Origin of the sequence: Catenulispora sp. EB89 (assembly GCF_041261445.1) — a bacterium.
In the GTDB taxonomy this organism is placed as follows: domain Bacteria; phylum Actinomycetota; class Actinomycetes; order Streptomycetales; family Catenulisporaceae; genus Catenulispora.
In genome coordinates, this window is record NZ_JBGCCU010000037.1 from 46,193 (window position 1) to 58,211 (window position 12,019).

A 12,019-nucleotide genomic window follows, 5' to 3' on the forward strand; every position below is an offset into this window, starting at 1 on the left:
CGGCGTGTCACGCTGTCCCTTCGGAACCTCACGCACCAGACGGTTCATCCCCTGGGCCAGCATCGCGATCCCGGGGATCGGGTGGCTGCTGTTCGGGCTCTACCCGTCGGTGGCCACCATCGGGTACTCGTTCACGCGATACTCGGGCCTGCCCGGCACGCCGCTGAACTACTGCGGATTCTGCAACTACACCACCGCGTTCACCGCGCTGTCCGGCGAGGTCTGGCCGGCGATCAAGACGACGCTGATCTACGTGGCCGGCGTCACGATCCTGCAGACGGCGGTCGGCCTGGGCCTGGCGATGCTGCTGAACCGGCCGGGCCGCTCGTACACCTTCTACCGCGCGCTGATCTTCATGCCGCAGATCTTCTCGGTCGCGGTCGTGGGCACCATCTTCGCGCTGATCCTGGACCCGGTCATGGGACCGGCCGAGAACGTCTGGCACGGCATCTTCCACAGCACTTCGGCCTTCCTCGGCGACAACAGCCTGGCCCTGCCCCTGGTGATGCTGGTGAACATCTGGATGTTCTCCGGCTACTCGATGCTGATCTACATCGCCGGACTGCGGAACATCCCGAAGCCGGTCTACGAGGCCGCGGCCCTGGACGGCGCCGGCAAGTGGCGGGTGTTCCGGCACGTCACCTGGCCCCTGCTGGCCCCGGCGACCACCGTCAACGTCTTCCTCACCGCCATGGGCACCCTCGGCGAGTACGCGCTGATCCTGGTCCTGACCGGCGGCAACTTCGGCACCAAGACCCTGGGGCTCTACATGTACGACTCCGCGTTCGGCGGCAACAGCCAGCTGGGGTACGGCTCGATGCTCGCGATCCTGCAGTTCGGGCTGACGCTGGTGATCGGCGGCGGGCTGCTGTTCGGGCTGCGGCGCAGGGAGATCCAGCTGTGAGCGGCACGACGACGGTGGCGGCGGTCGCGGATCAGGGTCCGGACACGCCGGGAGCGTCCGGGTCCTCCGGCGCCAAGGGCGCCCTGGACGTCCCCTCCCGCGCCTCGCGCCTGGCCCGCGCCAGCGGCCGGCAGCTGCTGTGCTTCGTGATCGCGGCGTTCGTGTTCGCGGCGCCGCTGGTCTACCTGTTCCTGCAGTCGTTCAAGACGTTCACCGGCTTCCTGCAGGACCCGACCGGCAGTCCGCATCCGTGGACCAAGCAGAACTTCGGGGACGCATGGAGCGCCGGCGACTTCGGACGCGAGATGATCAACAGTCTGATCTACGCGGTCATCCCGGTGACGATCACGCTGACGCTCGGCGTGTTCCTGGCGTTCCCGATCTCGCGCGGCTGGTTCCGGCACTCCAACGTGCTGTACAGCTTCTTCATCTTCTCCGGGTTCCTGCCCGGCGGCCTGATCCCGCTGTTCATCGAGGCCCGCGCGCTGCACCTGTACAACTCGATGCCCGGCTATCTGCTGATGGTCAGCCTGTCGGGGGCCGGGTTCTTCTTCTTCGTCGGCTACATCAAGGGCATCCCGCGCGAGATCGACGAGGCGGCGGCGCTGGATGGCTGCGGCTACATCCGCTTCATCTTCAGGATCATCATCCCGCAGATGAAGCCGGCCCTGGCGACCTTCGCGATCTTCGGCTTCGTCGGCGCCTGGAACAACCTGATCCTGCCGCTGGTGATGCTCTCCGACAAGACGCTGTGGCCGGTGACCCGCGGGCTGTACTCGTTCTTCGGCGAGAACACGCAGAACTGGCCGCTGATCGCCGCCGGGACGTTCATCGTGGCCGCGCCGATCCTGTTGCTGTTCATCCTGCTGCAGCGCTTCCTGGTCGAGGGCGTCGCCGGGGGCGCGGCGTTCGGGACGCAGGGCGTGGCCAAGGCCGCCGCCGAGCAGGGGGACGAATGAGCAGGGTCTGGGGAGCGCGGGACGAGCAGGTGGAGTTCGTCCTGCGCGACCTGATCGACCATCCGGAATTCGCGTGGCCGCGGACGCTGGTGCGGTATCCGGTGCGGTGGGAGACAGCTTCGGTGCGGGCTGAGGATCTGCGGCTGGTGGATGGGAACGGTGCGCCGATCCCCTTTCAGCTGACGGAGTCCACCGAGTCGGACGGGTATCTGGCCACTGCGACGGTCTGCTTCTTCGCGGAGCTGGGACCCGGGCAGAGCCACCGGTTCACGCTGTCGGCGGACGCGGCTCTGCCTCGCGCACAGGCGGCCGCGGTCACGGTGGCCTCGACCGACGACGACATCACCCTCGACAGCGGCGCACTGCGAGTGCGCCTTCCCGCCAGGCTGTCGGCCGATGGCACCGCACCCGGTCCCATCACCCACTTCGACCGGGGCTCCGGCTGGATCGGAACCTCCACCATCACCGTCCCGGCCGCAACGAAGGACTCGGGCTCGGGCTCCGGCATCGTCTCGGGCGCCGACCCGGTTTCCGGTTCGGTCGAGCGGATCGAGAGCCGGGTGCTGGAAGCCGGGCCTTTGTTCGTGGATTGCGAAGTCTTGTATTCCTTCTCGGGCGGCGCGCACTACACCGCCGTCATCCGCGCGCTGTCCGGCTGCGACTTCGTCGAGCTCTCCGAAACCATGTCCGACGGCCTCGACGCGACCTTGGACATGACCTGGACCGGCGTGTTCCCCACTCACCGCTTCTCCTCCGCCTGGCCGCACGAGCAGGGCCGCGCCTGGCTCGGCATCGACGACCCGATCGTCCTCGGAGGCGGCGGCGAGGACCCGAACTTCTCCGGGCCCGGCGGCACCGAGGACCCGAGCGTGGACATGATGTTCACCGTCGGGCCCTACGCCCCGAGCTTCGCCTGGGACATCCGGCCGCACGCCGCTTTCTGGGATGAGCGCTCCGGCGACGCGTGCGGCGTCTTCATCCGCGACCACGCGCAGTGGGACGACCGCCTCTACGCGCTGTGGGCCTCCTCGGACCGGCTCCAGCTCCACTTCCGCCACACCGACGGCGTCCTGCACTGGACCTGGCCACTGCGCCCCGGCACCCGCGCTACCGGCATCGCCTTCTACGACCATGCCCGGGACCTTGAGAGCAACGACGCGCACTACCAGTCCAGCTACGCCCGCGACCTGCACCACTGGCAGGGCACGCTCAGCCTGGACCGCGTGAAGGACTGGCAGCTGGAGTACACCGGCTCCCGGCCCGACCCGATCGCGACCGAGGGCGAGTTCGCCTCCGCCGACGACTTCCTGAAGGCGTTCTTCGCCGGCGACGAGGGCCCGCGCCTGATCGCCCGGGGCGTCAACGAGGTCGGCGGCTATCTCAATATCCTGCAACGCCCGCTCTACGACCGCTTCCTCGACGGCTACGACCGCCACCGCGAGTCGCTGAGCCCCGAGGACCGGCGCCGGGTCGAGGCCCTGCTGCTGCTCTGCGCGTACGTCTCGGCCAACGAGGAGATGACGCCGCTGCTGCGCATGTTCGGCGGCCACCCCAACTTCCACGCCGACGGCGTCGCCGCGCTCGGCGCCCTGGCCTGGGCCTTCCCGGACCACGCGGACGCCCCGGCCTGGAAGGACCGCTTCGAGAAGGTGGCCGAGCTGCTGGGGCGGACGTTCACCCGCCCGGCGCTGACCGGGTACCAGGCCGCCGGCGGCCGGTGGACCGAGAGCATCGCCACCTACACCTGGGCCTTCCTCCGTCCGATGACCCTCGGCAACGCCCTGGCCCGCCGCGCCGACGGCCGCAACCGGCTGACCACACCGGAGTACGCCGCGCTCGGCCGCTGGCTGGTCGACGCGCTCACCACGCCGATCGCCACCCCCGAAGGCCCGCTGCGCATGCATCCGGCGCAGGGTGCGCACGCCTTCTGGCCCCGCCGCTCCCCCATCGAGCTGCGCCGCCTCGCGGAGACGCTACGCAACTACGAACCCTTAGTCGCCGAGCATCTGATCTGGGGCAGCGACGAGACCGCGAAGGGCCTGGACGTCCGACCCGGGATGCCGGACCCGTGGCGGCCGTTGGTGGAGACAGCCGGGAATACCGGTACGAATCCACGGCTTCGCAGCTCCAAGTACACCGGCTACGGCATCACGCTGCGCGCCGACGTCTGCGAGGAGTCCGAAGTCGCGGTCTTCCTGCAACAGGTCGACCACGGCCCGAACTACCGCTGGGGCATCGCCGACGACAACGGCTCGGGCCACATCTACTACTACGCCGACGGCCGCGCCTGGAGCGGCCACGGCCCCGAGGACGCCGGCGACCGCCGGGTACCGGACGGGACGTTCGCCACGTCGTGCGCGGTGTGGAAGGACGGCGCGTTCCGCGCGATCGGGCAGAACGTGCTCTCGCGGCCCTTCTACGACCTGGGCTGGGCCCAGTACGCGGAGATCGTGCCGCATCCCAAGGGTCCGGTCGCCAAGGAGTACAGGAGTCGCAGTGTCCTGCTGATGGGCTCGGACTACATCGCGGTCCACGACGCCTTCGCCCCGAAGCAGCGCATGGTGTGGACCTGGTCCACGCTGGCCGCCGCGACCGGCCACGACGCGAACAGCTTCGCCGAGCTGCCGGACCGGATGCCGGCCGTGCACATGCTCAGCGACGTCCCGTTCGTGGACGAGATCCGCACCTCCACCTCGCAGATCCGACGCTGGGAGGGCACGGACACCGACGTGCTGGCGGTGGTCAGCCACCGCAGCGACGTGGCCGCCGACGCGCGGCCGTGGGGTGCCAGGATCCGCGGGCCGCACGGTGTGGACCACGTGTTCCGCGCCGACGGCACCGCCGGCGAGGTCGACTACGCGGCCGACGGCCTGCGCTTCACCGGCACCGTCGGCGCCATCCGGGTCGGCGACGACGGCAGCACTCGGCTGGCCCTGTTCCACGGCAGCGTGATCGGCGCCGGGGACGTGCTGCTCATGACCGACGACCCAGATCTGGGCATCAGTCTGGAGTTCGACGACCCCGCGCACATCTCAGGGGTCTACTTCGCCCGCGAATACACCACCGCGACACTGAGAATCGCGTCCGGCTTCGGCACCGGAACGGTATTCGTCGACGGCAACCCGCCGATGACGATCCGGCGGAGCGACACCGAGCAGGTGATCGCCCTGCCCGGCGGCCGACACCTGCTGGAGTTCGCCCACGGACTGCCGCGTCCGCTCCCGCCGCGCGTACTGCGCACAGCGAACAGCAGCGAGAGCGCGGTCGTGGAGTTCGAAGAGGTGCCGGCCGCGGAGTCCTACGTCATCCAGCTGTCGAGGGACGGCGGCACACACTGGGAGACCTCCGGTGCGGCCCGGCAAAGCCCTTTCACCTTGCACGGCCTGGACAACGGCACGAAGTACCACGTCCGCGTGGTCGCCACCAACGCCGACCAGATCAGCGATCCCGGCCCGGACTATCCGGTCTACGTCGACGACAAGCGGCCACCGGCGCCGGACGGCCTGCGGCTCCATCTCGGCGGCGAGTACGTCGACGCTTCCTGGGGCGAGGTCCTTGGTGCTTCGCGCTACCGCTTGTACCGTCGGTTGAAGGGCGATCTCGGCTATCGGGAGGTGTTCGCAGGGCTGGCGTTCGAGTTCCGGGACACCGAACCGGACACGGACCGCGTCTACGAGTACGCCGTCGCCGCCGAGAACGGCAACGGCATCGGTCCGGAGTCCACCCCGATCGACACCGACGCCGCGAGCCCGCGGTTCTGGGAGCCCCCGATCAAGGGCTTCCGGCGTCAGCACACGTACAACCAACCTCCCTACACGCCGGACCCGATCGTCCCCGAATCCTATGGGGAGGCGTTGTGAGCGAACGGATCCTGATCACCGGCGCGGCCGGACGTGTCGGCAGTGCGCTGCGTCCACTGCTGGCGCGGCCCGGACGGGTACTGCGGCTGCTGGACGTCAACCCGGTGCCGCCCGGCGACGACGGGGCGGAGATCGTGAAGGCCTCCATCACCGACCCGGAAGCGCTCGCCGAGGCCTGCGCCGGCGTGGACGCCGTGGTACACCTCGGCGGCAAACCCGGCGAGGGGACCTGGGAAGAGCTGGCCGAGGTGAACGTCGAGGGCACCCGGACCGTACTGGACGCCGTGGTACAGCAGGGGGTACCGCGGGCCGTACTGGCGTCGAGCATCCACGCCGCCGGATTCTGGACGCGCGACGACGTCGGGCCGGACGGACTGCTGCCGGCCGGCGTCAGCCCGCGCCCGGACACGTACTACGGCGTCAGCAAGGCGGCGGTGGAGGCGCTGGGCAGCCTGTACCACGACCGCTTCGGGATCGATGTCAGTTGTCTGCGACTCGGTGCCTACCGTCCCGAGCCCCGGTCGATCATCGACCTCGCGGTGTGGATCTCACACGGGGACGGCGCGCGCCTGGTCGAGGCGTGCCTGGCCGCGCCGGCCCCGGCCGCCTTCCGTGTGTTGTGGGGCATCTCGGCGAACACCCGGGGCTGGTTCTCCCTGGCCGAGGGCGCGGCCATCGGCTACCACCCCGAGGACGACGCCGAACGCTTCGTGGCCAGCATCCCCGACCTTGAGTCCTTCGACTGGTCGGCCTCGGCGCTGCACCGGGCCGGCGGCGGTTTCTGCGCCATGCCGCTGGGGTGATCGGGTCATCCGGCGGCTTCTGACTCCCCTCGGCGCGTGTCCGGGGGGACCTGGAAAGGACGAACGACTGTGGAAGAGCACGCGGGGCGGGTCGCCCTGGTCACCGGCGGGGCGAGCGGGATCGGCCGGGCCACGGCCGAGCTGCTCGCCGCCGCCGGGGCCGCGGTGGCGGTCAACGGGCTGCGGGAGGGCGACGCGGCCGAGACCGTCGAGGCGATCGCCGCGGCCGGCGGGCAGGCCATCCCGGTGATCGCAGACGTCTGTGACGCCTCGGCGCTCGCGGCGGCGGTCGAGGCGACCGTCGCCGCCTTCGGCCGGCTGGACGTGCTGGTCACCTCGGCGGGCATCCAGCGGTACGGGACCGTCGCCGACACCGAGGAGAAGACCTGGGACGAGGTCTTCGCGGTCAACGTCAAGGGGGTGTTCCTGGCGGCCCGCGCCGCGCTGCCGTACCTGCGGCGCTCCGGGGACGGGGCGATCGTGGTGGTGTCGTCGGTGCAGGCGGTGGCGACGCAGGCGAACGTCGCGGCGTACACGGCGGGCAAGGGCGCGTTGGGAGCGCTGGTGCGGTCGATGGCGATCGACGAGGCGCCGTACGGGGTGCGGGTGAACGCCGTGTGCCCGGGGTCGGTCGACACCCCGATGCTGCGGCACTCGGCGCGGCTGTTCAGCGACGGGACGCCGGCTGGCGTCGACGCGCTGCTGGCCCAGTGGGGGCGCGCGCATCCGCTGGGCCGGATCGCGCAGCCACTGGAGGTCGCGGAGGTGGTGGCGTTCCTGGCGGGGCGCCGCGCCGGGTTCGTGACCGGCGCCGACATCCGCGTGGACGGCGGACTGCTCGCGTCGCTGGCCGTCGCGCTGCCGGACGACGGGGAGTAGCGCCGATGCGGGTGGCGGTGGGGCACGTCGACGAGTACGACGAGCGGACGGCGCGGTTCGCGCATCAGCTGGGATTGCGGAGTGTGCAGCTCCACACGCCGAGCAATCTCGTTGGCGCTGAAGGGTTCTGGTCCGAGGCGGAACTCAAGGCTCTGCGAGAGCGGATCGAGGGCGACGGGCTGCGGTTGGAGGGGCTGGAGAACGTGCCGGCCGCGCACTTCGCGCTGATCCAGCGCGGGGCGCCGGGCCGGGACGAGCAGATCGAGAACTACCGGCGGACGATTCGGAACATGGCCGCCGCCGGCATCCCGATCCTGGGGCACCACTGGATGCCGACGTATGTGTGGCGGACGTCGATGGACGCGCCGGGGCGCGGTGGGACGCAGGTGACGTCGTTCGATCTGGCCGACGCGGGCGCCGGGAACGCGCTGGCGGCGTACAAGCTGACGCCGGAAGAGCCGATCGATCCTTTGCTGAGTGTCGACGACATGTGGGCCAACTACCAGTATTTTCTCGACGCGGTGCTGCCGGTCGCCGAGGAGGTCGGAGTCCGGCTGAGTCTGCACCCTGATGATCCGCCGGTCGCCGAGCCGTTGGGCGGCGCGGCGCGGATCTTCACGTCCCCGGCGGCGCTGGCCGAGGCACGGGACCGGGCGCGCGGGAGCCGCGCGTGGGGGCTGACGCTGTGCACGGGGTCGGTGTCGGCGATGGCCGGGGCGGCGAACGTCACGGAGGTCATCGACCTGCTGGCGCCGAGCGGACACATCGCCTACGTGCACTTCCGGGACGTGCGCGGGACGGTGCCGGCGTTCGCGGAGTGCTTCCTCGGCGAGGGGAACTTCCATCCGCCGAGCATCCTGCGGCGGCTGCACAAGGCCGGGTTCGACGGGTTCGTCATCGACGACCACGTTCCCGCCATGGTCGGGGACGTGGCGACGTGGGGCGACACGTCGTCGGACGCCTATTGCAGCCGGGGGCGGGCGCACGAGTTGGGGTACATCTCAGGGATCGTCGATGCGCTGGGCATCGGGGGTTAGGGCCTGCGTCGCGACTCCCGGCACGTTCGCGGCAGGTTGCCGGCAAGTGGTTCCCGGCAGCTTCCCGGCAAGTGGTTCCCGGACGTCGCCCTCGGGCTGGACGGCGTCCGGTCGCCGCTGTATCTATACCAGGGCCACCTGTAGTTCGAACACGCTTATCAGTTTTCTGTTTCCGGTTCCGCCTTGTCCCACGCGGCCTCGAAGACGGCGCGGTCCACCTCGGCCCGGCCCAGGACCGGGTCGTAGAGGTCGTAGGGCGGGTTGACGGGCCACTCCCCGATCTTCTCGCGGGAGCCGTCGGCGTGCTCGACGACCTGGCGGGTGCGGTAGCCGTCCTCCCGGAGTTCCAGGAGATAGACGTCCTCCTCCCAGGGCTGGCGGACGTAGACCGTGCCGCGGCCGACGAGCGCGCCGAAGCCCGGCTGGCCGCGCTGCTCGTCCCGGGTGGCCTTGAAGCCGGTCAACGGGTTCTCGCCGGAAGCGTCGATGTCGATCTCCATCAGCTTCCAGTCCGCGACCCGGCTGATGGTCTCGCTCGCCGTCACGACGACGACGTCCGCGACCCGCTCCTTGATCTCCTTGGCACTGCGGGCCGTGACCCACCACCACAGGCCGCCCATGCCGTAGTCGTGGCAGACGAGGTAGCGATCCTTCTCACCGTCCCGGTACCCCTCCGGCGAGGGGTCGTCGACCGGGAGGCCGAGCTCCTCCCCGGCCCGTAACGCCGCCTTCGCCTGGGCCGCGCCGGTCTCGTGCCAGTGCAGGAGCTCCGGCGCACGCGCCAGACCGGTCATGAAGCGGCGGTTGGTGCGCCCGTTGTCGGGGTCGGGTCCGATGGGCTCGTACGCGATGATCGGCGCGGCGTAACGGAGTTGGGCATACGGTTCGGGGCGCTTGGCCAGCCAGGTGACGACTTGATGGCCCAGATAGACGGCCCGCTCGGTGTCGATCCGGATCTGGGACTCCTCCATCGCCTCGCGGGCGGCGGTCTTCAGCGGATCCCCGCCGTCCTCCGGCTCCGGGCGGCCGCCGGGGAGCGTGTAGCGGCGCGGGTGCTGCGGACCGCGGTCCTGGATCAGGACGCGGCCGTCGTCGGGGTCGAGCGCCCAGACGTAGGCCTGCACGACCGGCATGCCCGGCGGGACCGGCGCCTCGTGCCAGGTGATGTGCGGCTGTTCCTCGGGATGTTCCTCGGCGTCCATCGGTCCTCCATCCTCGGCTCGGAACCCCCATTGTCACCGGTGATCCGGCACCGGCCGAGGCGTTTCTGCCAAGCTCGGTGCATGGCGATCGACAGCGCGGTCCGAGCGCTGGTCCGGGCGGCACGTGCCTACCCGCGCCGCAACCCCATGACGTTCGCGTATCTCCTGGTCATCCTCGCCGGCCTGCTGCTCCTGACGAAGATCCTCACCGGCCCGGCCGCAGACCACCTGAAGATCACGATCAGCACCAACCCGCACAACATGGCACACGCCCCACTGACGGTCCTGCTGGCCAGCCCCTTGGTCGCGGCCACCGACAGCGGCCTGCTCTCCCACCTTCTGATCATCGCAGGCGGCGTCGGCGTCTGCATGGCCGCACTCGAACGCCGCCTCGGCGCAGCGCGCACCGCCGCCGTCTTCCTCCTGGCGAACACCATCGCCACCGCCGTCACCACCAGCGTCGCCGCCGCCGCGATCCACTCCGGCCGCTACCCCGCGAAGTGGTGGGACGGCTACGACTACGGGATCAGCTACGGCGTGCTGGCGATCGCCGCGGCGGTGACACCGCTGGTGCCGAGGGCGGCGCGGCTGCCGTGGGTGGCGGGGGTGTTCGCGTACCCGTTCGTCAGCGCGCAGTGGTTCGGGTTGCTGCCGAACTTCGCGACGATCGGACACGAGACGGCGGCGGCTTTCGGGCTGGCGGCGGGGTACTTCCTGCTGCGACGTGCCACATCTTCTGGATGACTCCGCTCGCCCCTGTCAGTGCCGTGGCGGAGCATGGACCCCATGCGCTTGCTCGATCTGGCGACCACGTCCGCGGCGGTCGCCGAGACCTCAGCCCGCTCGGCCAAGATCGCGCTGCTCGCCGAGCGGCTGCGGACGGCCGGGCCCGAGGAGATCACGGTCGCCGTCCACTACCTGTCCGGCGAGCTGCCGCAGCGGCAGATCGGCGTCGGCTGGGCGACGCTGCGCGACCTGCCCGCGCCGGTGGCCGGGGTCGGCGCCGGGGCTGCCGCCGGGGCTGCTGCCGGGAATGCGGCCGGGGCCGGCGAGCTGGAGGTCGCCGAGGTCGACCGGATCCTCGACGAGGTCGGCGGCACGTCCGGCGCCGGTTCGCAGGCGCGCCGCCGCGAGCTCCTGACGGCGCTGTTCGCCCGCGCCACCGCCGAGGAGCAGTCCTTCCTCCGCCGCCTCCTCACCGGCGAGCTGCGGCAGGGGGCGCTGGACGGCGTCATGGCCGACGCGGTCGCCAAGGCCGCGGAGGTCCCGGCGGCCGAGGTGCGGCGCGCGGCGATGTTCGGCGGCGATCTGGCGGCGGCCGCGCGGACCGCGCTCCGGGACGGCGTGCCGGGGCTGCGCGAGGTCGGTCTGGTCGTCGGGCGTCCGATCCAGCCGATGCTGGCCGGGACGGCGGAAGACGTCCCCACGGCCCTGCAGAAGGCCGCCCCGGCGGCCCTGGAGTGGAAACTCGACGGAATCAGGGTCCAGATCCACCGCGACGGCGACCGCGTCCAGGTCTTCACCCGCAGCCTGGACGACATCACCGACCGGCTGCCGGAGGTGGTCGAACTGGCCCGTGCGCTCCCGGTGACCACGGCCGTCCTGGACGGCGAAGCACTGGCCCTGGCCCCCGACGGCCGCCCCCGGCCGTTCCAGGAGACCGCGAGCCGCACCGGCAGCCGCCGCGACGTCGCCAAGCTCCGCGAGCAGATCCCGCTGACCGTCTTCCTCTTCGACCTCCTGCACCTCGACGGCCGCGACCTGATCGACCTGCCCTCCCACGAGCGCTCGGACCTGCTCGCCTCGATCGCCCCGCCGGACGCGCTGGCGCCGCGCCTGGTCACCGACGACCCGCAGGCCGCGGAGGCGTTCGCAAAGGACGCCCTGGACCGCGGCCACGAAGGCGTCGTCGTGAAGTCCCTCGACGCGCTCTACACCGCCGGCCGCCGCGGCTCGGGATGGCTGAAGGTCAAGCCGGTCCACACCCTCGACCTGGTGGTCGTCGCCGCGGAGTGGGGCCACGGCCGCCGCAGCGGATGGCTGAGCAACCTGCATCTGGCCGCGCGCGACCCGGAGAGCGGCGAGTTCGTGATGCTGGGCAAGACGTTCAAGGGCATGACCGACGAACTGCTCGCCTGGCAGACCGAGCGGCTGCGCGCGTTGCAGACGTCCGCCGACGACTGGACCGTGCGCGTGCGGCCGGAGCTGGTCGTCGAGGTGGCCTTCGACGGGGTGCAGCGCAGTTCGCGCTACCCCGGCGGCGTCACACTGCGATTCGCGCGGGTGGTGCGGTACCGGGAAGACAAGCGGGCTCAGGACGCTGACACGATCGACGCGGTGCGGGCGATCGGGCAAGCCGCCCAATAACTTCTCCA

9 protein-coding genes are annotated in these 12,019 nt (G+C 71.0%); 8 read left to right on the forward strand and 1 reads right to left on the reverse strand.

The features are described from left to right. Window positions 1–4 precede the first annotated feature (4 nt). From ABH920_RS45475 to ABH920_RS45500, 6 genes are all read left to right on the forward strand, one after another. A complete protein-coding gene (locus tag ABH920_RS45475) occupies window positions 5–904 on the forward strand; it encodes a carbohydrate ABC transporter permease (protein WP_370355581.1) in 900 nt (299 codons plus the stop codon). Next, window positions 901–1,863: a carbohydrate ABC transporter permease gene (locus ABH920_RS45480; protein ID WP_370355582.1), complete on the forward strand. Its 963-nt coding sequence runs from the start codon at window positions 901–903 to the stop codon at window positions 1,861–1,863. Before ABH920_RS45475 ends, ABH920_RS45480 begins: the two co-directional genes overlap by 4 nt. After that, entirely contained in the window at window positions 1,860–5,723 is a 3,864-nt protein-coding gene (locus ABH920_RS45485; RefSeq protein WP_370355583.1) for a hypothetical protein, read from the forward strand. The genes ABH920_RS45480 and ABH920_RS45485 overlap by 4 nt, the downstream gene beginning before the upstream one ends. Then, window positions 5,720–6,526: an NAD-dependent epimerase/dehydratase family protein gene (locus ABH920_RS45490; RefSeq protein WP_370355584.1), complete on the forward strand. Its 807-nt coding sequence runs from the start codon at window positions 5,720–5,722 to the stop codon at window positions 6,524–6,526. The genes ABH920_RS45485 and ABH920_RS45490 overlap by 4 nt, the downstream gene beginning before the upstream one ends. 69 nt (window positions 6,527–6,595) lie before the next feature. Further along, window positions 6,596–7,405: a glucose 1-dehydrogenase gene (locus ABH920_RS45495; RefSeq protein ID WP_370355585.1), complete on the forward strand. Its 810-nt coding sequence runs from the start codon at window positions 6,596–6,598 to the stop codon at window positions 7,403–7,405. A 5-nt stretch (window positions 7,406–7,410) separates the two neighbouring features. After that, complete coding sequence (locus ABH920_RS45500; protein ID WP_370355586.1) at window positions 7,411–8,442, forward strand: mannonate dehydratase; 1,032 nt, start codon at window positions 7,411–7,413, stop codon at window positions 8,440–8,442. Between the two features lie 158 nt (window positions 8,443–8,600). Here the strand turns inward: ABH920_RS45500 and ABH920_RS45505 are convergent, their stop codons facing one another. Beyond that, window positions 8,601–9,644: an NUDIX hydrolase gene (locus ABH920_RS45505; RefSeq protein WP_370355587.1), complete on the reverse strand. Its 1,044-nt coding sequence runs from the start codon at window positions 9,642–9,644 to the stop codon at window positions 8,601–8,603. 81 nt (window positions 9,645–9,725) lie between these two features. On the opposite strand from ABH920_RS45505, the gene ABH920_RS45510 reads away from it, so the two are divergent. Together ABH920_RS45510 and ABH920_RS45515 are read left to right on the forward strand one after the other, a co-directional pair. Next, on the forward strand, window positions 9,726–10,388 hold the full coding sequence (locus tag ABH920_RS45510; RefSeq protein ID WP_370355588.1) for a rhomboid-like protein: 663 nt from the start codon (window positions 9,726–9,728) through the stop codon (window positions 10,386–10,388). A gap of 42 nt (window positions 10,389–10,430) precedes the next feature. After that, on the forward strand, window positions 10,431–12,011 hold the full coding sequence (locus ABH920_RS45515) for an ATP-dependent DNA ligase (RefSeq protein WP_370355589.1): 1,581 nt from the start codon (window positions 10,431–10,433) through the stop codon (window positions 12,009–12,011). Window positions 12,012–12,019 lie beyond the last annotated feature (8 nt).